Raw genomic sequence first — 25,801 nt, forward strand, 5'->3', positions numbered from 1 at the left:
CGGTCCCGCCCGCCCGACGATGGCCGGGCGCCCGGTAGCGTGGTGGCGCCGAGAGGAGGTGCCATGGTCGCGGCGCAGTTCGGGGCGGGGCAGGTCGCGTACTCGATCCTGTGGTTCTTCCTCTTCTTCGTCGAGATCTGGCTGATGCTGAGCGTCTTCATCGACGTCTTCCGCAGCCACGACCTGCGGGGCTGGGCGAAGGCGGCCTGGATCATCTTCGTCCTCGCCGTCCCGCTCCTCGGCATCCTCGCCTACCTCATCGTGCGCGGGGACAAGATGCGCGCCCACCAGCTGCACGCCTCCCCGTGGCGCGAGGGCGTACCCGGGGCGCCGACCAGCGGTCCCGGCTACCAGCGCAGCGTCGTCGAGGACCTCCACCGCCTCGCCGAGCTGCGCGACCGCGGCGACATCTCGGCCGACGAGTACCGGCGCCTGAAGGAGCACCTCCTCGGCGACCACGGCATCTGAGGACCCCTCGGCCGGCGCGGCGCGCGCCGCTCAGCGCAGCTCGAGCGCCTCGGCCTCGAAGGCGACGCCGGCCTCCTCGAGGACGACTCGCCGGGGGCCCTCGCGCACCGTCCCGGCGACGAGGGCGGCGAGACCGAGGGTGCTCGCCAGGTCGACGACCTCCCCGCCGGCCCCGGGTGCCACGTAGCAGGCGAAGCCCGCCCCCATGTTGAGCGTCCCGTAGGCCTCGGCCGGCGACAGGCCCGCCGCCTCGGCGAGGAAGGCGAGGACCTCGGGCACCGCCGGCAGACGCGAGACGACGTAGGTGAGGTCGCGCGGCGCGCGCATCAACTTGCGCAGCCCGTGGCCGGTGATGTGCGAGAGGTAGTGGACGGGCAGCCTCGCCTCGAGCAGCGCCTCGACGAGGGGGACGTAGACGACGCTCTCGTCGAGCACGGCCTCGCCGAGCGAGCGCCCGCTCGGCAGCCGGGTGCGCCAGCCGTCCTCGAGCGCCGCGGCGACGTCCCGGGCGAGGGAGGCGCCGTTCGCGTGCAGCCCGCTCGACGCGACGAGGACGATCTCGTCGCCGGGCGCGAGCTCGACACCGAGGATCGGCTCGTGGCCCTCGGGCACGAGGCCGACGACGCTCGCCGCGAGGTCGATCTGGTCGGCCGCCACGAGCCCCGGCAGCGCCGGGGACTCCCCGCCGCCCCACGCGGCGCCCGCCGCCTCGCAGCCGCGCCGGAAGCCCTCGACGAGGGAGGCGTGCCGCCCCCCCGCGTACCAGGCCGCCGACCCGGTGGCGAAGTAGGCGTTGACGACGACGGGGAGGGCCCCGACGCACGCGCAGTCGTTCGCCGCGGCGGCCACGGTGTCGAAGCCGACGGCCGCGAAGCGGTCGACCCCCGTCTCCTCCTCGTAGGCTCGGGCGATCATCGACTTCGTCCCGAGGCACTCGAGGACGAACCCGAGGCGCGCCGCGCCGGCGCGCACGACGACCGCCGGCTCGCCGCGCGACGCCTCCTCGACGAGCGCGCCGCGCCGGCGCGCGAGCCCCGAGGTCGCCGCCGCCGCGGCGAGCGCGTCCCGCTTGGCCCGATCCAAGGTCGCGTAGTCGACCCCGGCGGCCTCGTAGCGGCCCGGCGAGCCCGCTCCCGGCCTCACGCCGGCCGGGCCTCGCCGGCGCGCACCCGGCGCGCGATCGCCCCGAGGACCCCGTTCACGAACCGGCCGGAGTCCTCGGTCGAGTACTGCTTGGCGAGCTCGACGGCCTCGTCGATCACGACCGCGACGGGCACGTCCGGGCGCGCCACGAGCTCGTAGGCCCCCAGGCGCAGCAGCTGGCGGTCGACCACCGGCATGCGCTCGACCGCCCAGGACTCGGCGGCCGACCCGATGAGCGCGTCGAGCTCGCCGAGGCGGCCCGACACCCCCTCGACGAGCTGGCGCGCGTACTCCTCGGGGGGCACGGGCAGGCTGGCGAGGACCTCGCTCGGCGCGACCCCCTTCGCCTCGGCCTCGTAGAGGAGCCCGAGCGCCCGCTCGCGTCCGAGACGGCGCTCGCCGGGGGGCCGGCCGCCTGGCGCGCTAGGCCCTCGTGAGGTACTCACCCGTCCGGGTGTCGACCTTGATCCGGTCGCCCACGTCGACGAAGAGCGGGACCTGGACGACGAGCCCGGTCTCGGTCGTCGCGGGCTTGCGGGCGCCCGAGACCCGGTCTCCCTGCACGCCCGGCTCGGTCTCGGTGACGGCGAGCTCCACCGCGGCGGGCAGGTCCACGTCCACGATCTCCCCGCCGTAGAGCTCGAGGACCACGACGTCGCCCTCCTTCAGGTAGGACGAGGCGTCGCCGAGCGCGGCCGCCGGCACGGTCAGCTGCTCGTAGGAGACGCGGTCCATGAAGACGAAGTCCCCGCCGTCCCGGTAGAGGTACTGCATCTCGCGCTTGTCGATGACCGCCTGCTCGACGCGCTCGTCCGCCCGGAAGGTCCGGTCCACCACCGCCTTCGTGCGCAGGTTGCGCAGCTTCGTCCGCACGAAGGCGCCGCCCTTGCCCGGCTTGACGTGCTGGAACTCGACGACCGAGAAGAGCCCGTCGGGCAGGTCGAGCGCCATGCCGTTGCGCAGGTCGTTCGTCGAGATGGCCATCAGAGCGTGTGGTCCTTCGTCGTCTTCGTGAGCGCACGCGCGCCGTTCGAGGTGACGACGAGGGTGTCCTCGATGCGCACGCCCCCGCGCCCGGGCAGGTAGGCACCCGGCTCCACCGTGACGACGCCGTGCTCGAGGAGGATATCAGCCGAGCCCGGGGCGATCGCCGGCGCCTCGTGGATCTCGAGGCCGACGCCGTGCCCCGTCGAGTGCAGGAACGCCTCGCCGTAGCCGGCCTCCTCGAGCGAGCGCCGGCAGGCCGCGTCGACCTCCTCGGCGCGCACGCCGGCGCGCACGGCCCGCACGCCGGCCCGCTGGGCCGCGAAGACGGCGTCGACGAGCTCGGCGAGGCCCGGCGCCGGCTCCCCGACGCACAGCGTCCGGGTCATGTCCGAGCGGTAGCCGTCGACGACGGCGCCGAAGTCGACGACGACGAGCTCGCCCTCGCCGATCGGGCGGGCGCTCGGGCGGGCGTGCGGCATCGCCGCGTTCGGGCCGCTCGCAACGATCGTCTCGAAGGCGGCCCCGTCCGCGCCCCGCCGGCGCATCTCGAACTCCAGCTCGGCGGCGAACTCCGCCTCGGTGACCCCCTCGGCGAGCCGACCCTTCACCTGGGCGAGGGCGACGTCCGCGATGTCGCAGGCGGCCTCGATGCGGGCGAGCTCGCCGGCGTCCTTCACGACGCGCAGGGCCTCCACGACCCCGCGCGTCGGCACGAGCTCGATCGCGCCGAGGCGCTCGGCGAGGCCCCGCTCGAACGACCAGGTGCAGCTCGCCGCCTCGAGACCGAGGCGACGCAGGCCGCCCGTCGCCCGCTCGAGCGCCTCCAGCTGCTCGCCGAGGCGGCCGACGACGAGCTCGGCGTCGACGCCGGCCTCGTCGAGCTGGGCGCGGGCCTGGTCGCGGTAGCGGCCGTCGGTCGTGAGCAGGGCGGAGGACCCGGTGACGAGCAGCATCCCCGCCGAGCCGCGGAAGCCGGTGAGGTAGGCGACGTTCTCGAGCTTCGTCACGAGCAGGGCGTCGCAGCCCGCCTCGCCGAGCCGGGCGCGCAGCGCCGGCAGGCGCGACGCCACCTCCATCGGTGCGAGCGAGCCGACCCCGGTCACGGGGAGCGAATCTACGCGCGTCACGCCGCCCTCAGCTCCCCGCCTCGAGGAGGCGCGCGGCGGCCTCGACGGCGAGCTCGTAGCCGAGGCCGCCGAAGCCCGCCACCGTCCCGCTCGCCACCGGCGCGAGGACGGAGCGCCGGCGCCAGGGCTCGCGCGCGTCGGGGTTCGACAGGTGCAGCTCGACGACCGGCCCGGGGAACGAGGCGAGGGCGTCGGCGAGGGACCAGCCGTAGTGGGTGAGGGCGCCCGCGTTGACGACGATCGCCGCGACCCGGGCGCGCGCCGCGTGCACCGCGGCGACGAGGTCCGCCTCCGCGTCGCGCTGCACGTGCTCGAGGACGAGCCCGCAGCGCTCGGCGGCGCGCGCGGCGCGCTCGACGTGCTCGGCGAGCGTCGCTGCACCGTAGATGTGGGGCTGGCGCTCCCCGAGCAGCGCGAGGTTCGGCCCCGACAGCAGCAGCACCACCGGCGAGCCGGTCACGGCCCCGTCCTCCTCGCGCCCGACGCGGCGCTGCGCTCCAGCAGCTCGACGACGAGCTCGGCCGGCACGCCGTGGACCGGCTCGACGCCGTCGGGCCCGTCGAGGACGAAGGTGAGGCCCTCGCCACGCGCCTTCTTGTCCCGGGCCATGAACTCGACGAGCGCACCCGCGTCCAGGCCGGCGGGCAGCTCGCTCGGCAGCCCGTAGGCGGCGAGGACCTCGAGGTGGCGGGCGACCCGCTCGGGCGGGATCCGACCGAGGCGCTCGGCGAGGCGGGCGGCGAACGCGACGCCGAGCGCGACCGCCTCCCCGTGGCGCAGGGGGGCGTCGGGCCCCTCGCCGGCCAGGCCGGCCGCCTCGAGGGCGTGCGCGAGGGTGTGGCCGTAGTTGAGCGCCATGCGGGGTCCTGCCTCCCGCTCGTCGGCGGCGACGACCGACGCCTTCAGCTCGACGCAGCGCGCCACCTGGTCGACGAGGGGCAGCCGCTCGAGCCCCTCCGCGCCGAGGAAGGCGTACTTCGCCACCTCGCCGAGGCCGCTGCGCCACTCGCGCTCGGGGAGGCTCGCCAGCAGGTCCGTGTCGCACAGCACGGCCGAAGGCTGCCAGAAGGCGCCGACGAGGTTCTTGCCCTCCGGTAGGTTCACCCCGGTCTTGCCCCCGATCGCGGCGTCGACCTGGGCGAGGAGGGTCGTCGCGACGTTGACGAGCGCGACGCCGCGCAGGTAGCAGGCGGCGGCGAAGCCCGCCGTGTCGCAGACCACTCCCCCGCCGAGGGCGACGACGGCGTCGCTGCGCCGCAGGCCGGCGCGAGCGAAGGCGCGGCACAGCTCCTCGATCGTGCGGAGCGACTTCGCACGCTCGCCGGTGCCGATCTCGACGACCGCGGTCTGCCGCCCGGTCTCGACGTCGCGGGGGACCCCGGCCTGCGTGACGAGCGCGACGTGCCGGGCGCCGGCGGGGAGCACCTCGGGGAGCAGGGCCCGCGCCCCGGGCCCGACGACCACCTCGTAGCCGCGCTCGCGAAGCGGGAGGACGATCCGCCGCCGCAGGGCGCTCACGATCTCGGCGACGACCTCGGACGGCGGGCGACGGCCGACGTCGACGGCGAGCGCCGGTGTGCCGGCGCCCTCCCGGCCGCCGGAGGGCTCGGGCGGCGAGCCGAGGTGGACGACCGCCCCGGCCTCGGCGAGCGCGTCCTGGCCGGCCGCGCCTTCGACGAGGCTGCGCGGCGCGGCGATCACCGCCGGCTCGGCGCGCGCCGCCGCGGCGCGAAGCGCCGCCAGCTCGGCGGCGCCGGACGCTTCGCGCCCGTCCCCCGAGCCCGCCGGGAGGCGCGGGGCCGCGCCGATCTCGAGGAACGGCCGGCGCAGCGCCGTGGCGAGGAGGCGCCCGACGCCCGCCTCGCCGGACGCGGCCGCCCCGACGAGGACGACGTGCTCCGGCCTGCTCCTCACGGCGCCGGGCGGGCGGCCGAGGGGGTGCGCTCGGCCGCGACGCGCTCGAGGTAGGCGGCGTGGTTCGTGACGAGCTCGTCGAGGGAGTCGCCGCCGAACTTGCGCTGCGCCTCGGCCGCCAGCACGAGGGCGACCATTGCCTCGGCGACGACCCCGAGGGCGGGCACCGAGGTGACGTCGGTGCGCTCCTTGAAGGAGACCGTCTCCTCCTTCGTCACGACGTCGACGGTCCTGAGCACCGGTCGGTTCAGCGTGGCGAGCGGCTTCATGTAGGCGCGCGCGACGAGGAGGGAGCCGGTCGAGATCCCCCCCTCGATCCCCCCGGCGCGCGCGCCCTCGCGCACGTAGGCGCGCGCGGCCGGGTCGTAGGCGATCGGGTCGTGGGCCGCCGAGCCGGGCAGCCGCGCGACCTCGACCCCCTCCCCGAGCTCGACCGCCTTCACGGCCTGGATGGACATGAGCGCCTGGGCGAGCAGCCCGTCGAGCCGGCGGTCGTAGTGGACGTGGCTGCCGAGGCCGACCGGGACGCCGTAGGCGAGGACCTCGCTCACGCCGCCGAGGGAGTCGCCCACCTTGGCGGCCGCCTTGATCGCGGCGACCATCGCCTCGGCGGCAGCAGCATCGAGGCAGCGCACCTCGCTCTCGTCGACGCGGGCGGCGTCGTTCGGCCCGGGGCGGCGCCCCGGGGGGGCCTCGGCGGAACCGATGGCGAGCGTGTGGCTCACGACCGCCACGCCGAGGTGGCTCAGCAGCGACTTCGCGAAGTAGCCGGCCGCGACGCGCGCCGCCGTCTCGCGCGCGGAGGCCCGCTCCAGGACGTCGCGCGCGTCGGCGAACCCGTACTTCTGCATGCCGGCGAGGTCGGCGTGGCCCGGGCGCGGACGGGTGAGCGGGCGCGCCGGCGTGCCCGGCGCGACGGACATCTCCTCCTGCCACTTCGGCCACTCGCTGTTGGCGATGACGACGGCGACCGGCGAGCCGAGGCTGCGCCCGTGGCGCACCCCGCCGAGGATCTCGACCTCGTCGGCCTCGAAGCGCATCCTCGGCCCCCGCCCGAAGCCGAGGCGGCGACGGGCGAGCTCGGCCGCGAGCTCCTCGACGCGCACCGGCAGGCCGGCGGGCAGGCCCTCGACGATGACGGCGAGCGCCTTCCCGTGCGACTCGCCGGCGGTGAGGAAGCGGAGCACGGGGCCGCCTAGCCGGCGGCGCGCGGGCGCGAGGCGAGGCGGATGGCAGGTGCCGGCAGCGCGCGCACGACGGCGATCGTACTCAAGGGGCCCGAGGGGTCCGGCGGCTACTTCTTGGCCGGCTGGAAGTAGGGGTTCGTCCCCTGCGCGTGCGCCGTCACGTCGACGACGTCGGTGATCTCGGGGACGGCCTCGCGGATCGCGACGGCGATGCCCTGGCTGAGCGTCACCTGCGCGAGGCCGCAGCCCTGGCACCCGCCGGACAGGCGCAGGTAGGCGACGCCACCCTCGTCGACGGCGACGAGATCGGCGCGCCCGCCGTGCATCGCGATGCGGGGGTTGACCTCCTCGTCGAGCACCGCGAGCACGGCGCGCTCGAGGGGGCTCGACAGGTCGCTCTCGGGCACCTCGACGCTGCCCGGAGCCGGCGGCGGCGTGTTCGGGTTGACCATGACGAGGCCGCCCTCGCCCACGTCGAGCGTGGCCCCCCGCAGCTTGTCGACCGAGCCGGCGGCGATGACGACCGGGACGTCGTCGTGGTGCTGGACGACGTCGGCCGAGGTCGCGTCGGCGAGCGCCTCGAACCACATCTCGTAGGTGTACGAGCCGGAGGAAACCCCGCTCACCTCGACGAACAGGGCGAGGCGCTCGGGGTCCGCCTCCCCGGCGCGCGCCTCGGCGACGAGGGCGCGCGCCGCCGGCGTGACGTGCAGTACCGGGGTCGGCGCCCGCTCGCCCGTCGTGTCGTTGGCCACCGCGCCATGTTAGAGGCGCCCGCGGGGCGCGCCGGGCACGGGTCCGGCGCGTGAAGATGGAGGCATGGCGCGCGTCCTCCTCGTCGTCCCGAGCGCCACCTACCGCGCCGCGGCCTTCCTCGCCGCCGCGGCCCGCCTCGGGACCGAGGTCGTGATCGCCTCCGACCAGCCGCAGGCGCTCGCCGAGGCGATGAGCGACCGCTTCCTCGAGGTCGACCTCGCGCGGCCCGAGGCCGCCGCGGCGGCGATCTGCGAGCTCGCCCGGCGCCGCCCCCTCGACGCCGTCGTCGCGGTCGACGACCAGGGCGCCGTCCCGGCGGCGCTCGCCGCAGCGCGCCTCGGCCTGCGGGCGAGCCCCGCCGAGGCGGTGGCGCGCACGCGCGACAAGGCGGCGATGCGCCGCGCCTTCGAGCGAGCCGGCGTCGCGCAGCCTCGCTTCCGGGTCGCCGGTCGCGACGACGCGGCCCTCGCGGCGGCCGGCGAGGCGCTCGGCTACCCGGTCGTCGTCAAACCGGTCTCCCTCGCCGGCAGTCGCGGCGTGATCCGCGCCGACGACGAGCGAGCGCTGCGAGCCGCGGGGGCGCGCCTTCGCGCCATCCTCGCCGAGGCCGGCGCACCCGACGAGCCCGTCCTCGTCGAGTCCTACGTCCCCGGCGGCGAGGTGGCCCTCGAGGGGCTCCTCCTCGACGGCAGGCTCGAGGTGCTCGCCGTCTTCGACAAGCCCGACCCGCTCGAGGGCCCCTACTTCGCCGAGACGCTCTACGTCACGCCGTCGCGCCTCGCGCCCGAGCTCGTGGGCGCGCTCGGCGCCCTCGCCGGGCGCGCCTGCGCGGCCCTCGGCCTCAGCGACGGGCCGGTGCACGCCGAGCTCCGCCTCGCCGGCGAGGAGCGCGACCACCCCGTCGTGCTCGAGGTCGCGGCCCGCACGATCGGCGGACGCTGCTCGGGCGCCCTCGACTTCGGCGGCACGAGCCTCGAGGAGCTCGTCCTCCTGGCCGCCCTGTCTCGTCAGGACCTCGTCCGCCAGCGGGGCGCGCTCCGCCCCGCCGCGGTCCTCATGCTCCCGGTCGCGCGCACCGGCGTCCTCCGGGCGGTGCACGGAGTCGACGACGCGCTCGCGCTCGAGGGGGTAACCGGCTGCGAGATCACCGTGCCGATCGGCCAGCGCGTCCGGGCGCTGCCCGAGGCCGACCGGTACCTCGGCTTCCTCTTCGCCGAGGGCGCCACGCCCGCCGCGGCCGAGGCCGCGGCGCGAGCCGGCTACGCCCGTCTCGGGATCGAGATCGACCCCGAGCGGGCGGCCCGCCGGCTGGCGCCGGCAGGGCGCGCCCCGTGCCGGCGCGCCGGGGCGGGCACCTGAGCGGGCGCCCGACGCCCTCGTCAGGCCGGCCCCGCCGGTCCGCGAGCGGTGGGTCGGGTGGCGAGCGCCGCGAGGACGCGCTCGAGCGTCTGCGCGACACCCGGGTAGCAGACCTCGACGCGCACGTGGGCGAGCGCGTAGGTGGCGCTGCGGCGCCGGTAGAGGGCGCGGACCTCGGCCTCGCTCCGCCCCGCGAGGAGCGGCCGGCCGGCAGCGAGGCCGGCGAGGGCGCCGGCGAGGTCCTCGAAGGCGACGTCGAGGTGCACGACGAGGGCGCGCTCGAGCAGGAGCGCCCGGCTCCCCGGGTCCTCGAACGCCCCGCCGCCCAGGGCGACGACGACCGGGGGACGGCGCTCGACGACCTCGGCGACGACCGCCGCCTCCTCGGCGCGGAAGCGGCGCTCCTCCCCGGCCGCGAACAGGCTCGGGATCGTGCGGCCGAGGCGGCGGGCGACCTCGGCGTCGGTGTCGACGAAGCCGCGCCCGAGACGACCCGCGAGGAGCCGACCGACGGTCGTCTTCCCGCTGCCCATGAAGCCGACGAGGGCGATCGGCACGTCCTCGAGCCCGAGGGGCTGGCTCGCCACCCGGGCGATGCTACCGGCGCACGGCGGCGGCCCTCGGCTCCGCTACCCTGCGCTCGGGTGCGCGTCCTCCTCCTCTCCACCTACGAGCTCGGCGCCCAGCCGCTCGGGATCGCCGGCCCGGCGGCGGCGCTCGCCGCGGCGGGCCACGAGGTGCGCACCTGCGACCTCGCCGTCGAGCCCTGGCCGACCGAGCACGTCGCCTGGGCCGAGGCGGTCGCCTGCTCGGTGCCGATGCACACGGCGCTGCGGCTCGGCCGGGCCGCGATCGAGCGCCTGCGGCGCGAGCGCCCTCGCCTGCCCGTCGCCTTCCACGGTCTGTACGCGCCGGCAGCCGTGCACGCCGGCCTGCTCGAGGACGGCGACGTCGCGCTCGGCGGCGAGGTGGACGGGGGTCTCGTCGCCTGGCTCGACGCGCTGGCGCGCGGCACGAAGCCGCCCGGTGGCCTCGTGCTCGAGCTCGGGCGCCCTCGCCCGCCGCTCGCCGGGCCGCCCCCGGCGCGCGCCGGCCTGCCCGGTCTCGCCTCCTACGCCGTGCTCGTCGACGGCGGCGAACGCCGCCTGGCCGCGAGCGTCGAGGCGAGCCGCGGCTGCAACCACCGCTGCCGGCACTGCCCCGTCCCCGTCGTCTACGGCGGCCGCTCGCGTGCCCTCGCGCTCGACCGGGTCCTCGCCGACGTCGAGGCCGTGGTCGCCGCGGGCGCCGGGCACCTGCGCTTCGCCGACCCCGACTTCCTCAACCGGCCGGCGCACGCCCTCGCCGTCGCTCGCGCCGTCCACGAGCGCTGGCCCGACCTCGGCTTCGACATCACGGCGAAGGTGAGCCACCTCCTCGAGCAGCCCGAGGCGCTCGCCGAGCTCGTCTCCCTCGGGCTGCGCTTCGTGATCTCGGCCTTCGAGTCGACGAGCGAGCGCGTGCTCGCGCGCCTGCACAAGGGGCACCGGCCGGCCGACCTCGGCACGGCCGTCGCCCTGGCGCGCTCGCTCGGCGTCGAGATCCGTCCGTCGCTCCTCCCCTTCACGCCGTGGACGACGCGCGACGACGTCGTCGACCTGTTCGACTTCGTCGCCGCCCACGACCTCGTGCCGAACGTCGACCCGGTCCAGCTCGCGATCCGCCTCCTGCTCCCGCCGGGCTCGCTCCTGCTCGAGGACCCCGACCCCGAGCTCGCCGCCTGCCTGCAGGGGTTCGAGCCCGACGCCCTCGGGGTGCGCTGGCGCTCGGCGGACCCGCTGCTCGACGAGCTCCAGGCGGCGCTGTCGGCGCGAGCCGAGGAGGCGGGGGCGCGTGGCGAGGCTGCAGAGGACGCCTACGCGGCGCTGCGGTGCCTCGCCTTCGAGACGCTCGGGCGGAAGGACCCGGGGCCGCCGCCGCTCGCGGTGGCGCCGGGGCCCCCCGCCGAGCGCCGGCCGCGGCTCACCGAGGCGTGGTTCTGCTGCGCCGAGCCGACGAGCGCCCAGCTCGCCCCGCTCGAGGCACCCCGGTAGTGCCCCGCGCCGTGCCGGCCGAGGTCCGCGAGTGGGCGAGCTTCGAGGACCCCGAGGAGGACCGCACCTGGCTCGTCGACGTCACCTTCCTCGCGAGCCCCTGGCGCTGCATCTACGGCGAGGGCTGCCAGGGAGTGCTCGGCGCCCCCGCGTCCGAGCGCGCCGAGGGCTGCTGCAGCTACGGCGCGCACTTCTCCGGTGCCGAGGACCTCGCCCGGGTGGAGGCGGCCGCCCAGCGCCTCACGGCCCAGCAGTGGCAGCTGCGCAGCGTCGGCCGGCGCCGTGGCGTCGCGAGGCGCCGCGGGGCGAACGTGGCGACGCGCCTCGTCGGCGGCGCCTGCATCTTCTTGAACCGGCCCGGCTTTCCGGGCGGACCGGGCTGCGCCCTGCACCGTGGGGCGATCGAGGCGGGCCGGCACCCCCTCGAGTACAAGCCGGACGTGTGCTGGCAGCTGCCGCTGCGACGGGAGGACGCCGTCGAAGCCTCGGGCCACGTCGTCTCCCGCCTCGGCCAGTGGGAGCGGCGCCACTGGGGTCCTGCGGGCGCCGGCTTCCACTGGTGGTGCTCGGAGGATCCCGCCGCCTACAGCGCCTCGAGCCCCGTCTACCAGCGCCTCGCCCCCGAGCTCACGGCCCTCGTCGGCGCCCCCGTCTACCGCCTCATCGCCGCCTACCTCGACGCGCGCCGCTCCGCGGGCTCGGTGCCGCTGCCCCACCCGGTACTTCGGCGACGCGCCCGCCGGCGCGCCTAGCCGATGCGGTCGTCGCGCTCGAGCTCCTCGAGCTCCTCGGCCTCGTCGCCCAGCTGCTCGTAGAGGCACCAGCTCGCGTGGCGCTCCTCCGGCTCGGCGCCGCACTCGGGGCACGGCTCGGGCGTGACCTCGACCGCCCGCTTCAGGCTGCGCGCCTCCTCGAAGCGTCGGTGCCGTCCCTTCTTCACGAGCCGCTCCCCAGTGTGCGCACGAGAGGCGCCGCGGGCTTGCGAGGCCATCCACCGCTTGCACCCGCCGCCGGCCCTCGCGTCGAGAACTCGCGCCAGCATACCCCTCGGTGCCGCCGTCTCCTGGCGCCTCGCCGGGCCGAGCCGGGCCGCTAGCGTGGTGCCGTGGCCGACGGCTTCGACGTCGACGCGATGATCGCCCGCTTCCGGGAACGGGCCGCGGCCGTCCGCCGCCGGGGCCTGCCGCCGGTCGAGGGGCCCGAGCGCCAGGCGATCCTGCGCCAGATGGAGCTCGACTACCTCGACTTCGCCATCCTCGGCGACGCCGAGGGCAGCCTCGACGACGGGGTGCTCACCTTGCGCGTCGACCTGCGGCCGAAGGCGGACGAGGGCTCGAGGCACTGAGGGCCCGAGGCACTGGGCGCCCCACGGCGCCGTGTCTCCGGAGCCGGGCCGTCCCGCCCACCGCCCTCGCCAGCCGGCGCCGCGCGGGCTCAGGCCGTCGGCACGGCGGGCTCGGGGATGCAGACCCTCGAGCGCCGCTCGAGCACGATCGTCCCGTCCTCCAAGGCGAGCGCGGCCTCGCCGGCGAGGAGACGGGCGATCGGCTCGCCGACGATCGCGTTGCGCCACGACCGGGTGAGCCGGCCGGTCGGCGGCCGACGCAGGAAGTCGGCGAGGTCGGCGCGGGTCGCGAGGAGCGCGGGGTCGATCCCGAGCGTACGGGCGCGCTCCGCCGTCCAGGCGGCGACGAGGGCCAGGGCGGCCTTCGGGGCGGCCTCCTCGGGCGCGGGCGGCGGGAGGCGGACGTCCTCGAGCGGTGCGGCGAGCCCGGCCGCGACGGCCGCGAGGAGGTCGTCCGCGATCGAGGTCGCCTGCCGGCCGTCCAGCCCGCGCACGCGCGCGAGCTCGGCCGGCGTCGTCGGGGGGCGGTGGCAGATGGCGCCGAGGGCGAGGTCGGAGAGCACGTAGCGAGGTGGTACGTCGAGCTCGGCGGCACGCCGCTCGCGCCACGCCGCCACCGCCTGGGCGACGGCCCGCTCGCGCCCGTGCAGCTGGCGGGCGTGGCGCAGACGCCACCAGGCCTCCTCGGGCACGGGCGGCAGGCGGGGGCGCTCGAGGAGCGCGGCGCACTCGGCCTCGGCCCAGGCGAGGCGACCGGCCGCCCGGAGCCGCTCGGTGAGGACCTGCCAGAGCTCGAGGAGGTGGGCGACGTCCCCGGCCGCGTAGCGCAGCTGCGCCTCGGTGAGGGGGCGGCGGGTCCAGTCCGCCAGCCGGTCGCCCTTCTCGAGGCGGATCCCGAGGAGGCGGGCGGCGAGCGAGCTGAGCGACGGCGAGGAGAGGCCGAGGAACCCCGCCGCGAGCTGCGTGTCGAAGAGGTGGCGCGGGCGGGCGCCGCAGGCGCGTTCGAGCACCTCGAGGTCCTGGTCCCCGGCGTGCACGACGGCGAGTCCCGGCCCGGCGAGGACCTCGGCGAGCGGAGCGGGGTCGACGGCGAGCGGGTCGACGAGCGCGACGCCGGCACGCCAGGCGAGCTGCACGAGCCCGAGGCGGGGGAAGTAGGTCCGCTCGCGGTGGAACTCGGTGTCGACGGCGTAGACGTCCTCCGAGCGCAGCCGCTCGACGAGGTCGGCGAGGGCCCCGGGGGTGGTGACGAGCTCGTAGGCGACGGCGGAGGCCGCGCGGGACGACGGGCGCGCCACCGTCATCCCCCGTAGTTCATGCGCGTGTCGTCGAGGCGGAGCGCCCGGGCCCCGGGCCCGGCGGCCTCGGACGCCTGGGCGTCGAGCACCTCGGCGACGAGGAGGGAGTGCGACCCGAGCGGCAGCTCGTGGCGCAGGGCGAGATCGAGGTGGGCGAGGGCACCCACGAGCACCGGCGCGCCGGACACGGCGGCGTCCTCGTAGGGCAGGCCGCTCAAGGTGCGCGCCGAGGCGTCGTGGACCGCCGGCTTGGCGAAGCGCCGGACGAGCGGGCGCGCCTCGGGCGGGAGCAGCGACAGCGCCATCGCCTTCGAGGCGCGCACCAGCTCGAGGGTGACGGCGCCGGACTCCACGGCGAGGGCGACGAGCTTCGGCTCGGTCGCGACCTGCATCGCCCACGTCAGCGTCATGAGGTTGCGCCGCTCCCCGTCCCGGCTCCCGAGCAGGTAGATGCCGGCCGGCATGAGCCACAGGACGCGCCGGCGGAGACGGTCGTAGGCCTCGGGATCGGCCCCGGCAGGCACCGGACCGACGACAGGAGCGCGCGCTGGCATCGTGGGCAAGCTAACCGACGCCGAGGTCGGCGAGGCGCCGCTCGCCGGCCTCGAGGTGCGCCGAGGCCGCGCGCACGAGGGCGTCGTAGCGAGCGAAGGCCGGCGAGCGCAGCGAGGGTGCCTGCGAGCAGGCCTGGGCGGCGCGCACGTAGCCGAGGTAGGCGGCGTTGAGATCGCTCGTCACCGCGGCGTCGGGCGCGGGCAGCTCGCCCTCGGCATCCGCTGCGTCCGTCGCCAGGCCGTCGCACTCGGTGCGCGTCGCCACGAGCAGCCCGAGGCGGCGGCCCCGGGCGATGGCGGCGAGGTCGGCGCGCAGCTGGGCGTCGAGCGCGGCGACGCCGCTCGCGCTCGCCCAGGCCGCAGCTCGCTGCGACGGCGTCCCGGTCGGCGCGCAGGCGCCGAGGAGGAGGCCGGCGCTCGTGAGGCAGACGGGGAGGAGCCGGCGCCACCCGCAGGTGCCGGCGCCGCTCACTGCAGCGCGAGGAGGTGGAGGTCGCGGCCGCGCCGCAGGAGCACGTAGCGGCCGGCGATGACGTGGTCGCGCCGCAGCACGAAGCCGTCGCCCCCACGGACGCGCTCGTTGTTCACGTAGACCGCGCCCTCGGCGATGAGCCGGCGAGCGCCGCTCTTGGAGGGGGCGAGCCCGCTCGCCACGAGGAGCTCGACGAGGTCGGCGCCCGCGTCGAGCGTCGACCACGAGAGCGTGCTCGAGGGTGCGCCCTCGAGCGCGACGAGGAGGTCCTCCTCGCCGAGGCGGGCGACCTCCGGCGAGTACAGCGCATCGCTCGCCCGCTCGGCGCGGGCCGCCTCCTCGTCGCCGTGCACGAGCCGGCACACCTCCGCGGCGAGGGCTCGCTGGGCCCGGCGCTGCGCCGGGGCGCGCGCCGTGGCCTCGTCGAGCTCGAGGATCGCCTCGCGACCGAGGAACGTGAAGTAGCGCAGGTAGGTGCCGACGACGGCGTCCTCGACGCGCACGAAGTGCTGGTAGAGCGCGAACGGGCTCGTGCGCCGGGGATCGAGCCACACCGTCCCCGTCTCCGACTTGCCGAACTTCGTCCCGTCGGCCTTCGTGACGAGCGGGGAGGTGAGACCGTAGACGGTGGCGCCGCGCACCTTGCGGACGAGGTCGATGCCGGCGGTGATGTTCCCCCACTGGTCGCTCGCCCCCATCTGCAGGCGGCAGCCCTCGGTGTCGTAGAGGTGGAGGAAGTCGTAGGCCTGGAGGAGCATGTAGGAGAACTCCGTGAAGGAGATGCCGCCCTCGGGCCGCTCGAGCCGGCTGCGCACCGCCTCCTTCGCCACCATCTGGCCGACCGTGAAGTGCTTGCCGACCTCGCGGAGGAACTCGAGGAGGCGCAGCGGCGCGAGCCAGGCGGCGTTGTCGAGCAGGCGCGCCCGAGCAGCGCCGGCCGAGGGCGAGAAGTCGAGGAACCTCTCGAGCTGGGGGCGGATCCCCTCGAGGTTCGCCGCGAGCTCGTCCGCGTCGAGGAGGCGGCGCTCCTCGCTGCGGCCGCCGGGATCGCCGATGAGCCCGGTCCCCCCGCCCGCCAGCGCGATCGGCCGGTGGCCGGCGAGCTGGAGGCGGCGCAGGTTGCACAGCTGGAGCAGGTTGCCGATGTGCAGGCTGTCGGCCGTCGGATCGAAGCCGATGTACGCGCACAGGTGCCCGTGGTCGAGCTCGTGGCGCAGCGCCGGGTCGCTCACCTGGTAGATGAGGCCGCGAAAGTCGAGGTCTTCGGTGAGGCTCGCCACGGCGCTAGCCTGCCACAGGAAGGCGTCGCCTCAGCGAGGCGGGCGCCAGGCGAGGAGGGCTCGTGGATCCACGACGCTGGCAGGCGCTGTCGCGTCGCCTCAGCGAGGCGCTGCACCTGCGGAGGGAGCCGGTCGCGATCGCCTTCTCGCAGCGGCGCCCGGACGGCCTGCCCGCCTTCTCGGCGTTCGGCCGCGCCGGGGACGACGGCGCCGGGCACGAGGCCGCCGTCGCGAGCTGCGTCTTCTGGGTCCAGGGCGAGGGCCGGGCCTTCGCCACCGTGCCTGACGACCACGGCTGCAGCATCGGCCGCGTCACCCACGGTCTCGCCGGGCCCGAGGAGGCGGCGGGTGCCGACGACGTGGCGGCGCTCGAGCGGGCGGGCTGGCTCGACCCCTGCGCCGTGAGCAGCCTCCCGGCGGTCTCGGTGCGACCCGGCGCGATCACCTACGGCCCGCTCGGCAACCTGCCCGAGGGCGTGGAGCCTGACGTGGTCCTCCTGCGCGTGAACGCCCGCCAGCTGATGGTGCTCTCCGACGCCCTTCCGGAGCTCTCCGTCGAGGGCAAGCCGCAGTGCCACATCGTCGCGCTCGCCAAGGAGCGCGCCACCCCCGCGGCGAGCGTCGGCTGCGCCCTGTCGCGCGTGCGAACCGGGATGGCACCCGAGGAGATGACCTGCGCCCTGCCCGCCGCGGGCCTCGAGGACGCGGTCGGACGCATCGCGACCGCCGCCGAGACCGCGACCGCCGTCGCGCGCTACGCGGCCGAGGACGGCCGCCGGCGCGCCTGAGGGGGCGCCGGGCCTACTCGCCGACCTTTCGAGCCCGATCGCGCCAGAACCGCTCGCGCAGCACCCTGCGGCTGACCTTGCCGGTGCTCGTCCTCGGCAGCTCGGGCACGAACTCGACCGACACGGGCTGCTTGTAGGCCGCGAGCTTGGCGCGGCAGGCCTCGATCACCTCGGCTGCCTCGAGGTCGTGGCCCGGTCGGCGCACGACCAGCGCGACGATCGCCTCGCCCCAGCGCTCGTGGGGTGCCCCGACGACCGCCACCTCGGCGACCGCGTCGAGCGACTCGATGGCCCGCTCTACCTCCGCGGCGTAGACGGTGTAGCCACCCGTGACGATGACATCCCGGCAGCGATCGAGGATGTGGAGGTACCCCTCGGGATCGAGCCGGCCGAGATCGCCGGTCCGGAACCAACCGCCTGCGAAGGCCTCGACGGACGCAGCCGGCCGGCCCCAGTACCCGGGGGTGACGACATCGCCGCGCACCTGGATCTCACCCGGCTCGCCGGGTGCCAGTGCGCGCCCGTCCTCCCCGGCGATGCGCACGGCCACCCACGGCGTTGGACGACCCGCCGAGCCGAGGCGGGCGGGGGGCGGCGCGCCCTCCCGAGTCGCGTGCTCGCGAGCCGAGAGCGCGCTGAGCGGGACGAGCGCTTCGCTCAGTCCGTAGAACTGGTAGAGAACGTCGCCGAACGCTCGGTACGCGCTCGCCAGAGCCGCCGGCGCGATCGCGGCGCCACCGTAGGGGATCGCCCGGATCGAGCTCAGGTCGTGGCGCCGGCGCAGCGCCACGGCGGCGACCTCCTTCAGCATGGTCGGCACGAGGGGCAGCGCGCTGACCCGGTGGCGCTCCACGAGCGCGAGGACCTCCTCGGGCGAGTAGCGCGCGAGCGTCACGACCCCGGCACCGCGAAGCGTGTAGGCGGATCCGACCGATCCACTGAAGTGGCTCATCGGCGCGACGTGCAGCACGATGTCGCCCGGCCCGATCGGCGGCAGCTCGGCCCACAGCCCTGCCACCATCGCCACCCAGGCACGGTCGGTGACGATCGCTCCCTTCGGATCGCCGGTCGACCCCGAGGTGTACATGATCGCCACCGCGTCGTCGGGGTCGGGCGCGGCGTCGAGCCCACCGCCGCCACGAGCAAAGAGCTCCTCGAGCGAGGCGGCAGCGCCGGGGGTGCTCGTCGTCGTCACGACCGCCACGCCACCCACCGCCGACCCGTGCTCCGCGCGGAGGACCTCGGCGAGCGCTGGCTCGCACACGAGGACACGAGCTTGACAGTCCTGCACGATCGCGGCCACCTCCGGCGCCCGAAGGCGCGCGCCGAGCGCGACGCGGACGCGCCCGGAGCCGAACAGCGCGTGGTCGAGCGCCACGAGCTCGGGGCGGTTCTCGACGGCCACCACGACGCGGTCGCCCGGGCCGGCCCCGAGCTCGGCGAGCGCTCCCGCGCAGCTCGACGCCATCTTCTCCACGTCGCTGTAGCGGCGCCAGCCTGTCGGGGTGAGCAGCGCTCGTTCGGTGCCGTAGCGCTCGTGGCAGCGCCGCACGAGCTCGGCGAGCGACGTCACCGGACCGCCCGCCTCACGGCGAGCGTTCGAGCGACGGGTCCTCGGCCGTGACCGCGCGCCACAGCTCGTTCAGCGCCTCGACGATCCGGCCCGACGGCTCCGAACGCCGTACGCCCTCGTGGACGAGCAGCGCGGCGCGCTTCTGGAAGCGCGGGTAGGTGCGAAGCCGCGGGCGGACGCAGGCGTTGTCGAGGGTCGGGAGCGTGGCAGCGAAGAAGCCGCGTGTGGCACGGTTGAGGTCCTCGTCCAGCCACGCCCGGCGATGCCCTGGCTGGCCACCGCCTTCGAAGTAGGCGCCGCGCTGGCACGCTTCGCTCGTCACGTGGACCACGAAGCGAGCGGCTGCCTCTGGCTCGCGACAGGACGCAGAGACTGCAATGCCGACGCCTCCCAGGAGGCCGGCCGGGCCGTCGTCGCCAACCGGGACGTTCCCGAACGAGATGGCGCGCGCCACGCAGCCGTCTCGCGAGTAGTTCGCGTAGCCGAAGGTGAGCGGCACGTAGGCGATCGTGTCGGTGCCGCTCATCCGGTCGAGCACGTCGATCGGATCGAGCTCCAGGGACTCGGGCAGGGCGAGCGCGAGGATCTCGCGCAGGCGCTCGAGCGCCGGCACGGCCACGTCCGGGTCGAGCCCCTTGGCCGACCACCACGACGGCGAGAGGTCCGCCTGACGGACTGTCGGCCCCGCGTGCAGCTGGCAGAGGCTGAGCAAGCTCGAGTACAGGTGCGTCGGCTTAGCCGGGATCGCGACAGCCACGTCCGTGAGCGACGCTGCGAGGTCGGCGATGTCCCCGAGACGGACGGGCGGATCGAGCCCACGCGCGTCGAGCAGATCGGATCGCCAGGCACTCACCTGGGCGGCGACGTCCATCGCGAGCGCCCACTGCCGACCGTTCCAGGTGTAGCTGGCGAAGCTCGGGCCCACGCTCGAGGCGGCCTGCTCGGCGAGGACCTCCGGCCCGATCAGCTCGTCGAGGGGCACGAGGGAACTCTCGGCCTCCGCCTCGCCGACGAAGGGGTGGTCAATGGCGACGAGGTCGTAGTGCGGCGCGAGCTCGCGCAGCGGGACGTCCTCGAACTCGGCGAGGGAACGCGCGGACCACGCCACCTCGACGTCGGGGTGGCGCTCGTGGAACTCTCTGCTGGCCTGCACGAGCGCGTCGAACCCCCTCGGGTGGTTCCAGGTCAGGCCGCGCAGCGCGACCGTCTTCGTGCGCACGGCCGCAGGCCTCAGACCGAGCTCACGGCCACGACGCCGCGAGCGAGCAGCTCTGCGACGCGCTCCTTCGGCACGTTGAGCTCGGCGAGGATCTCCTCGGTGTGCTGGCCCGCGACGGGTGCGCCGAGGCGGACCTGCGCCGGCGTACGCGTGAAGCGCATCGGGAACCCCGGCGTGGTCACCTCGCCCTCCGTCGGGTGCGTGTAGGTGACGAGTGAGCCGTTCTCCGCCACCTGGGGATCGGCGACGACGTCCGCGTAGGAGTGCACGGGTCCCGCCCACACGTCGTTGGCGCGAAAGAGCTCGAGCCACTCGTTCGTCGATCGTTCCCGCAGGCGGCTCGCGACGAGCCGGTAGATCTCATCCCGGCGCTCGTGCCCGTCGGTCTCGTCGTCCATCGTCTCGAGCTCGGCGATGGCGAGCAGGTCGCCGAGCTTCTTCAGCGGGCGGAAGGCGAGGATCACGTAGCCGTCGGCTGTCCGGAACGCGCTGTAGGGAGCACGGATGTAGCAGTGCGCGTGCGGCTCAGCGGTCCGTCGCTGCGGCTTCCCGCCAACCGTGAAGATGCTCATCTCCTGCATTTGCATGGCAATGATCGCATCGAGCATGTTCACCGTTATGAGCTGACCCTCACCCGTCCGCTCGCGATGCATAAGCCCGGCGAGGGCGGCCTCGAACGCGGAGTAGGCGGTGATCGCGTCAGCGATGTACATCGGCGCCGGCAGCGGCGGGTCCGTGTCGCGCCCGGCGGACCGCATGGCCCCGGACAGCCCCTGGACGAGCAGGTCCTGCCCGGGTCGGTCGACGTAGGGACCTGACTCGCCGCACCCCGAGATCGAGACGTAGACGATGCGAGGGTTCACTGTGCGCACCGTCTCGTAGTCGAGCCCGAGCCGATTCGCGACTCCTGGGCGGTAGTTCTGGAGGAACACGCCCCCGCTGCGCACGAGCTCGAGCGCGATCTTGTAGCCCTCGGGATCCTTGAGATCGAAGGCGATGCTCCGCTTGTTGCGGTTGAGCGCGGGGAACGAGACGTTGACCCGGATCCCGCGAGCACCACCCGCCGCGACGTGGCGTTGCCACTCCCCGGTGAACGGCTCCACCTTGATCCAACATTGATCACATCTGCTCCCAGGTCGCCGAGGCGCATCGCCGCGAACGGCCCCGACATCGCGATCGACAGGTCGCTGACCCGGTAGCCATCTAGCACGCCCACGTTCTGCTCCTCGCCTGGACCGCCACTGCTACGAAAGACCTGCGTCCGGAACGACGAGCGGTTTCATCGCACGCGCCGACGCGGCTGCCTCGAACGCCTCGCCCGCCTCGGAGAGCGTGAACTCGTCGATCAGCGGCTCGACATCGACAACGTCGTCCGCGATGAGCTGGAGCGCCGTGTTGTAGTCCGACGCGCTCGCCGCATACGTCGTGGCCATGGTGATCTCCCGACGGAGGATATCCGGGATCATCAGCTGGTAGGGCTGCGTGAACATCGCCACGACCGTGATGCTGCCTCCTGGCGCCATCGCATCGACCGCCGCACCCAGCGCCGGGATGGCCCCCGAAGCCTCGATCCACACGTCGGGCGCCCGCCGGCCGAAGTGTCGTCGGATGACCTGCGTACTCGACTCGGTCTCGATGTCTCCCGTCCTGAAGCCCAGGCGCGCGGCGATCTCGAGGCGGCGCTCGACGTCTCGTCGAGCACCGACAACGAGCACCTCGCCGCCACTTGCCCTCGCCACCTGAGCGCACAGTTGGCCGATCGGACCAGGGCCGCTCACAACGACGCGACTCGTCGGTCGCACGTCGCTGCGCCCGAGGACGGCGTGCACCGCGACGGTGAGTGGCTCGGTCAGCGCGGCGCGTCGGAGATCGACACCCTCTGGCACGGGGACGAGCTGTTCCTCGGGGATCACCGTGTACTCCCCGAGTCCCCCGCCGTAGTGGAGGCCGAGGATCCGGCGATCCGGGCAGAGCTGAGTCGCCCCGGTGCGGCAGGTGGTGCAGCGCAGGCAGCCCTGGATCGAGATGGGCACCACCCGTGCTCCCGCTGCGACGAGGCTAGTTCCGTCGCCGACCGCGACGACCGTTCCGGCGCACTCGTGCCCGATGACCATGGGGGTGCGAATCCACTCGTAGCCTGGGTCGCTGCGCACCGTGTGCAGGTCGCTGCCGCAGATGCCGCAGGCCGCAACCCTGACGAGGGCCTCGCGCGGGCCAGGCGTGGGCATCGCAGTTCTGCCCACAGCCGCATCACCGGGGATCGCGCTGCGCTTGATGAAGGCGGTCATCGTCTCGCCCATCACGCGACGCTCCATCCGCCGTCCACCCGGACGGCCTGTCCAGTGATGTAGCGCGCCTGGTCCGAGGCGAGGAGAGCGGCGATCGGACCTACCTCCTCGGGCGTTCCGTAGCGCCCCATCGGTGTCCGCTCGGTGATCTTGCGCCGCTCGGCCGACTCGGATACCTGGGAGGCCATGGCGCTCGTGATGAAGCCCGGCTCGATGATGTTCGCCCGTACGCCAGCGTGGGCGAACTCGACGGCAAGGGTGCGCACGAGCCCGAGGAGGCCGGACTTTGCCGCGTTGTACGCGATCGTCGACGGATGGCCGAGGTGCACGCTCGTCATCGACCCGATGAGGATGATCGAACCACCGGAGCCGCCCTTGACCATGTGCGCGACCGCCTCCCGACACAACGTGAACGCAGCGCGAAGATGAACGTCGAGGACGGCGTCGAAGTCCTCGAGGCTGAAATCGAGCGTCGGCTTGCGCACCTGGTTGCCAGCCGCATGGACGAGCACGTCGATCGCCCCGTGCCGAGCGACTACCTCGCGCACGAGCGTCGGCGCGCTCTCGCCGGTGAGGGAGAAGACGATGACGTCGGCGCTCCCTCCCGCAGAACGGATCCGGTGGGCGACCGCGGAGAGCTCGGATTCGGTGCGGCTCGAGCACACGGTCAGTGCGCCCGCCTCGGCGAGCGCGGCCGCGATCCCGGCACCGATCCCGCGGCCACCACCGGTCACGAGCGCCACCTTCCCCTTCAAGTCGACCTCGAGCGGCACCGTCAGCGCCCCCTGAACTTGGGCACCCGCTTCTCCTTGAACGCAGCTCGACCCTCGGCGGCGTCCTCGCTGGTAAAGCAGATGGTCTGGAGGTCGCGCTCGTAGAGGATGCAGTGCTCGAGGGGGAGCGAGTAGGCGTTCCGTACGTTGAGCTTGGCCGTCTCCGCGGCGATCGGCGGACGTGCCGCGATCGTCGTCGCGAGCTCGCGCGCCCGGGCGCGCAGCGCCTCCAGGTCGACGACCTCGCTCACGATGCCCCAGGCGAGCGCGCGCTGAGCGTCGATGGGGTCGCCGGTCAGCAGCATCAAGCTCGCGTTCGAGGGACCCGCGCTGTGCGCGAGGAAGGCGGCCTGGCCGCCCCCGCCAACCCAGCCGAGCTTGATCTCGGGTGCCGCGAAGGTGGCGTTGCGCGACGCGATGCGCACATCGCAGGACATGGCAAGCTCCAGCCCTCCGCCGTAGGCGTAGCCATTGATCGCAGCCATCACCGGCGTGCGGATCGATCGCACCGAGTCGCCGTGGTCGGGCCGAACACAGAACGCCCACGGATCGGGGTAGGCGTCGAGCCCGACGATGTTCGACCCGAGGCAGAACGAGCGCTCCCCCGCCCGGGTGAGTACGAGGACACGAACCTCCCAATCCGCAATACCTGACCGGCTGAGCGCTGGTGATCATGTTTGCTCATTTCCTCGGTAACCCGTCGTATACCCCACTTCCTCTCCGCGTGTCCCCACCTCTCGGTCCGCCAGGCAGGGCCCACCCTGTTGGCATGCATCACAGCGATCCTCGGAACGGCGGCACCCCGGGAGACCCGACCTCGACCTGCCAGAGAGCGCCAATTAAATGCGGAGTTGCTGACTCGCCGCTGTGTCCGCCGTCAGTGACGTATAGGCGATCGCCAGCAAAGGCGCAGTTCGTCGGGTTCGCGCCGACCTCGAGGAAGCCAACGAGCGATCCTGCTGGGTCGAGGATGTGCAGGCCGCCAGAGGCAGCCCCCGCGACGTAGAGGTTCCCGTCGCTGTCAACCGCGAGGCCGTAGAGCACGGTGTTGCGCTCGTTCACCGAGGCGAGCGTCTCCACCTTCCCGCTGCGCCAGCGCTTCACGGCCCCGGTGTAACTCTCCACCCATACGACGCTTCCGTCGGCCTCGACGACGATGCCGTTCGGGTAGGTCGGAGGACCGTCCTCGAGCACCTCGCCACGGCCGTCGGGTCCGACGGCGAAGACCCGGCCCGGATCAGGTCTCGCGACCGGGTCGTAGCGCCCTGGATCGGTGAAGTACAGACGACCGTCAGGCCCGAACGCGAGGTCGTTCGGGGCCTGGAGGGCAAGGCCTTCGACCTCGGTGATGAGGATCTCGACCTTACCGGAGTCGTCGACTCGCTGAATCGAGGGCGGGCGCGTCTCCTCCGCACGCCACGGGCCGACCACACCGCCGTTCTGGGCCACGTACAGCTCGCCAGCCGCGCCGAGCGCCGTGGCGTTCGGCCCGCCACCGGTAAAGGCGAACCGTTCGACCCCCACCCCGGGGGTGTAGACGGAGAGGTGGCTGCGGTAGGTCTCGACGAAAACGACCCGGCCGTCGTCGAGGACGGTGGGACCCTCGGGCCAGGCCAAGTCGGTCACGAGTATCGTGGTGCTCAGCGCTCCTCCTGGTCCCGACGGCGAGGGCGCCGGCACACATTCCAGCTCCGGTAAGAGCAGGCGATGAGCGTGTCCGCGACCAGCCACACTCCCCCCTCGGTACAGCCCTCCGCGTAGCTCCTGGAGGACAGAGGTCTCGATTTGGGTAATCGTTTCTCCGCCACCCTCGCGCTTGCTCGACGCTCTGTCAAGTGTTGGCAATGTGGCGCTTTTCACTCAAACGGAGTGACCGCCAATCTCGCTGGCTTTGCCACCTGCAGGATCCCAAGGTCATGGACGTCAGGTAGCGGATGCATCGCGCATCCGGCAGTCAGCCCCGCTCCACGCCGGAACGCGAAGAGCTCACTGCACCAAGGGCCTGCTCGCGAAGCTGGCCGGCGTCACCGTCGGAATCGATCGCTGCCAGGCCGTGAAGCTCGCCAGCGAGGCCATGAACGACGTGCGCGGGCGCGTCCAGAGAAGATCTTCGGCCGCCGCGGCCATCGTGACGACCCGCTCGATGCCGCCCGGCCCGCCCGCTCATGACGAGGGCCTTCGAGCGCGCGACAAGCTCTTCGCCCCCGCGACCGCGGCGGCGAGGTCGGCGCCACGATCCTCGGCCAGGAGCTGCTGCGCGAAACTTGCGGAGCGGTCGGCCCCGCAGGCCACGGCCAGGCTCGAGGCCTTCTACGAACACACCCGCACCCACGCGGTGAACGGCCGAAAGCCGTGAGCGAACCCGCGATGCTTCTCGGTGATTAGTCCAACCGTTCGAAATCGAGGTGACTTGGTGGCTCAGGACCGGGGCCTTCAAGGGGCGGATCATCTGGCGAGACGGCTGACCCCGAGCCTCACGGGCCGGTGGCGGCGAGAGCTGCTCGACATCGAGCACGTGCGGATCGAGCACGTGCGGATCGGTCACGACCGGGTCGGCTCCGGTGCTCTTCGACACGATGCCCGCCCGGACATTCCACGACATGACCGCCTCCACCAGAGCCGGGGTCTTGCAGGCGCTGGCCGAAGTGCGCGCCCGGGTCTGGAGTCGGACGCCGGGCACGACGGGATCGGCTTCGGTACTCTTGGACATCGACGTCTCGCTCGTCGAGATCCATTCCGGGCGCCAGGAGGGGGCTACGCCCACCTTCAGGGTGGTTACCGGTTCCACCCGATGTTCTGCTTCGCCGATCGAACTGCTGTCGCGCTCTCGGCGCCGCTTCGCCGGGGTAACGCCGGCGCGAATACCGTTGCCGATCACCTGCTCGTGCTGGACCAGGCCATCGCCCAACTACCAGAACAGATCGCCCGAGGACACCGCCCAGGCGAGAACCCGGACCCCGCTGTCCCGGATGTTCGGGCGAGCTGACTCGGCCAGGTGCCCCGAGGACTTCCTTTCGGCCTGCCGGGACCGCCACGTCCGCTTCTTCGTCTCGGCCCGCTCCAACGCCCAGGTCAACGCGGCCACATCCTCAACTCCGTCGGGCTCGACAAGGCATGGCTGGCCGCCCTCGGCCAGGACGGGCAGGAGAAGGACGGGAGGTCGTGGCCGACCTCACCAGCCTGATCGACACCACCAAG

General features: G+C 74.3%; 29 protein-coding genes. 6 read left to right on the top strand and 23 right to left on the bottom strand.

Annotation, left to right across the window (positions count from 1 at the left end; translation table 11 throughout):
- Positions 1–63: 63 nt before the first annotated feature.
- Positions 64–468, top strand: a complete 405-nt coding sequence (locus VKV23_08915) for an SHOCT domain-containing protein (protein ID HLI16154.1) — start codon at positions 64–66, stop codon at positions 466–468.
- A 30-nt stretch (positions 469–498) separates the two neighbouring features.
- Here VKV23_08915 and VKV23_08920 read toward each other — a convergent pair whose 3' ends face one another.
- The 8 genes from VKV23_08920 to VKV23_08955 form a co-directional block, all read right to left on the bottom strand.
- Positions 499–1,611 carry an AIR synthase-related protein gene (locus VKV23_08920; protein ID HLI16155.1) on the bottom strand — a complete coding sequence of 371 codons (1,113 nt, stop codon included), beginning with the start codon at positions 1,609–1,611 and terminating at the stop codon, positions 499–501.
- Entirely contained in the window at positions 1,608–2,057 is a 450-nt protein-coding gene (gene nusB, locus VKV23_08925) for a transcription antitermination factor NusB (protein HLI16156.1), read from the bottom strand. Before nusB ends, VKV23_08920 begins: the two co-directional genes overlap by 4 nt.
- Entirely contained in the window at positions 2,035–2,595 is a 561-nt protein-coding gene (gene efp, locus VKV23_08930; protein HLI16157.1) for an elongation factor P, read from the bottom strand. Before efp ends, nusB begins: the two co-directional genes overlap by 23 nt.
- The gene (locus VKV23_08935) at positions 2,595–3,701 is read right to left on the bottom strand and encodes a Xaa-Pro peptidase family protein (GenBank protein ID HLI16158.1); all 1,107 of its coding nucleotides are present in this window, start codon (positions 3,699–3,701) and stop codon (positions 2,595–2,597) included. Before VKV23_08935 ends, efp begins: the two co-directional genes overlap by 1 nt.
- 31 nt (positions 3,702–3,732) lie before the next feature.
- Positions 3,733–4,185, bottom strand: coding sequence for a type II 3-dehydroquinate dehydratase (locus VKV23_08940; GenBank protein ID HLI16159.1), 453 nt, complete (start codon positions 4,183–4,185; stop codon positions 3,733–3,735).
- A complete protein-coding gene (locus tag VKV23_08945) occupies positions 4,182–5,639 on the bottom strand; it encodes a 3-dehydroquinate synthase family protein (GenBank protein HLI16160.1) in 1,458 nt (485 codons plus the stop codon). Before VKV23_08945 ends, VKV23_08940 begins: the two co-directional genes overlap by 4 nt.
- The gene (gene aroC, locus VKV23_08950; GenBank protein HLI16161.1) at positions 5,636–6,826 is read right to left on the bottom strand and encodes a chorismate synthase; all 1,191 of its coding nucleotides are present in this window, start codon (positions 6,824–6,826) and stop codon (positions 5,636–5,638) included. Before aroC ends, VKV23_08945 begins: the two co-directional genes overlap by 4 nt.
- 107 nt (positions 6,827–6,933) lie before the next feature.
- Positions 6,934–7,581: a NifU family protein gene (locus VKV23_08955; GenBank protein HLI16162.1), complete on the bottom strand. Its 648-nt coding sequence runs from the start codon at positions 7,579–7,581 to the stop codon at positions 6,934–6,936.
- Positions 7,582–7,645: 64 nt separating this feature from the next.
- On the opposite strand from VKV23_08955, the gene VKV23_08960 reads away from it, so the two are divergent.
- Positions 7,646–8,941 carry an ATP-grasp domain-containing protein gene (locus VKV23_08960; protein ID HLI16163.1) on the top strand — a complete coding sequence of 432 codons (1,296 nt, stop codon included), beginning with the start codon at positions 7,646–7,648 and terminating at the stop codon, positions 8,939–8,941.
- A 20-nt stretch (positions 8,942–8,961) separates the two neighbouring features.
- Here VKV23_08960 and VKV23_08965 read toward each other — a convergent pair whose 3' ends face one another.
- Positions 8,962–9,528, bottom strand: coding sequence for a shikimate kinase (locus VKV23_08965; protein ID HLI16164.1), 567 nt, complete (start codon positions 9,526–9,528; stop codon positions 8,962–8,964).
- Between the two features lie 57 nt (positions 9,529–9,585).
- Between VKV23_08965 and VKV23_08970 the strand changes: the two genes are divergently transcribed.
- Positions 9,586–11,013, top strand: coding sequence for a radical SAM protein (locus VKV23_08970; GenBank protein HLI16165.1), 1,428 nt, complete (start codon positions 9,586–9,588; stop codon positions 11,011–11,013).
- The gene (locus VKV23_08975; GenBank protein ID HLI16166.1) at positions 11,013–11,765 is read left to right on the top strand and encodes a hypothetical protein; all 753 of its coding nucleotides are present in this window, start codon (positions 11,013–11,015) and stop codon (positions 11,763–11,765) included. The genes VKV23_08970 and VKV23_08975 overlap by 1 nt, the downstream gene beginning before the upstream one ends.
- Here the strand turns inward: VKV23_08975 and VKV23_08980 are convergent.
- On the bottom strand, positions 11,762–11,953 hold the full coding sequence (locus VKV23_08980; GenBank protein ID HLI16167.1) for a hypothetical protein: 192 nt from the start codon (positions 11,951–11,953) through the stop codon (positions 11,762–11,764). The genes VKV23_08975 and VKV23_08980 overlap by 4 nt on opposite strands.
- Before the next feature lie 165 nt (positions 11,954–12,118).
- Here VKV23_08980 and VKV23_08985 point away from each other — a divergent pair, with 165 nt between their 5' ends.
- Entirely contained in the window at positions 12,119–12,358 is a 240-nt protein-coding gene (locus VKV23_08985; protein ID HLI16168.1) for a hypothetical protein, read from the top strand.
- 89 nt (positions 12,359–12,447) lie between these two features.
- Here the strand turns inward: VKV23_08985 and VKV23_08990 are convergent, their stop codons facing one another.
- From VKV23_08990 to tyrS, 4 genes are read right to left on the bottom strand one after another with little or no spacing between them, the layout of a single operon-like run.
- Complete coding sequence (locus VKV23_08990) at positions 12,448–13,662, bottom strand: HRDC domain-containing protein (protein ID HLI16169.1); 1,215 nt, start codon at positions 13,660–13,662, stop codon at positions 12,448–12,450.
- On the bottom strand, positions 13,659–14,210 hold the full coding sequence (locus tag VKV23_08995) for a flavin reductase family protein (protein ID HLI16170.1): 552 nt from the start codon (positions 14,208–14,210) through the stop codon (positions 13,659–13,661). Before VKV23_08995 ends, VKV23_08990 begins: the two co-directional genes overlap by 4 nt.
- A gap of 10 nt (positions 14,211–14,220) precedes the next feature.
- Positions 14,221–14,682: a hypothetical protein gene (locus VKV23_09000; protein HLI16171.1), complete on the bottom strand. Its 462-nt coding sequence runs from the start codon at positions 14,680–14,682 to the stop codon at positions 14,221–14,223.
- Entirely contained in the window at positions 14,679–15,962 is a 1,284-nt protein-coding gene (gene tyrS, locus VKV23_09005) for a tyrosine--tRNA ligase (protein ID HLI16172.1), read from the bottom strand. The genes VKV23_09000 and tyrS overlap by 4 nt, the downstream gene beginning before the upstream one ends.
- Positions 15,963–16,024: 62 nt before the next feature.
- Here tyrS and VKV23_09010 point away from each other — a divergent pair, with 62 nt between their 5' ends.
- Positions 16,025–16,750, top strand: a complete 726-nt coding sequence (locus VKV23_09010; GenBank protein ID HLI16173.1) for a DUF169 domain-containing protein — start codon at positions 16,025–16,027, stop codon at positions 16,748–16,750.
- Positions 16,751–16,763: 13 nt separating this feature from the next.
- Here the strand turns inward: VKV23_09010 and VKV23_09015 are convergent, their stop codons facing one another.
- From VKV23_09015 to VKV23_09055, 9 genes are all read right to left on the bottom strand, one after another.
- A complete protein-coding gene (locus tag VKV23_09015; protein ID HLI16174.1) occupies positions 16,764–18,323 on the bottom strand; it encodes an AMP-binding protein in 1,560 nt (519 codons plus the stop codon).
- Between the two features lie 13 nt (positions 18,324–18,336).
- Positions 18,337–19,542 carry an ABC transporter substrate-binding protein gene (locus VKV23_09020; protein HLI16175.1) on the bottom strand — a complete coding sequence of 402 codons (1,206 nt, stop codon included), beginning with the start codon at positions 19,540–19,542 and terminating at the stop codon, positions 18,337–18,339.
- An 11-nt stretch (positions 19,543–19,553) separates the two neighbouring features.
- Complete coding sequence (locus VKV23_09025; protein HLI16176.1) at positions 19,554–20,645, bottom strand: CaiB/BaiF CoA-transferase family protein; 1,092 nt, start codon at positions 20,643–20,645, stop codon at positions 19,554–19,556.
- Positions 20,646–20,786: 141 nt separating this feature from the next.
- Positions 20,787–21,842 (bottom strand): alcohol dehydrogenase catalytic domain-containing protein, encoded by a 1,056-nt coding sequence (locus VKV23_09030; GenBank protein HLI16177.1) that lies wholly within the window; start codon positions 21,840–21,842, stop codon positions 20,787–20,789.
- On the bottom strand, positions 21,842–22,603 hold the full coding sequence (locus tag VKV23_09035) for an SDR family NAD(P)-dependent oxidoreductase (protein HLI16178.1): 762 nt from the start codon (positions 22,601–22,603) through the stop codon (positions 21,842–21,844). The genes VKV23_09030 and VKV23_09035 overlap by 1 nt, the downstream gene beginning before the upstream one ends.
- Positions 22,604–22,605: 2 nt before the next feature.
- Entirely contained in the window at positions 22,606–23,250 is a 645-nt protein-coding gene (locus tag VKV23_09040) for an enoyl-CoA hydratase-related protein (GenBank protein ID HLI16179.1), read from the bottom strand.
- 127 nt (positions 23,251–23,377) lie between these two features.
- Positions 23,378–24,229 (bottom strand): SMP-30/gluconolactonase/LRE family protein, encoded by an 852-nt coding sequence (locus tag VKV23_09045; GenBank protein HLI16180.1) that lies wholly within the window; start codon positions 24,227–24,229, stop codon positions 23,378–23,380.
- 328 nt (positions 24,230–24,557) lie between these two features.
- Positions 24,558–25,511, bottom strand: a complete 954-nt coding sequence (locus tag VKV23_09050; protein HLI16181.1) for a hypothetical protein — start codon at positions 25,509–25,511, stop codon at positions 24,558–24,560.
- A complete protein-coding gene (locus tag VKV23_09055; GenBank protein ID HLI16182.1) occupies positions 25,512–25,679 on the bottom strand; it encodes a hypothetical protein in 168 nt (55 codons plus the stop codon). It abuts the gene before it with no gap.
- Between the last annotated feature and the right edge of the window lie 122 nt (positions 25,680–25,801).

The sequence above is a fragment of the Acidimicrobiales bacterium genome, from assembly GCA_035294085.1.
Lineage (GTDB): Bacteria > Actinomycetota > Acidimicrobiia > Acidimicrobiales > Bog-793 > DATGLP01.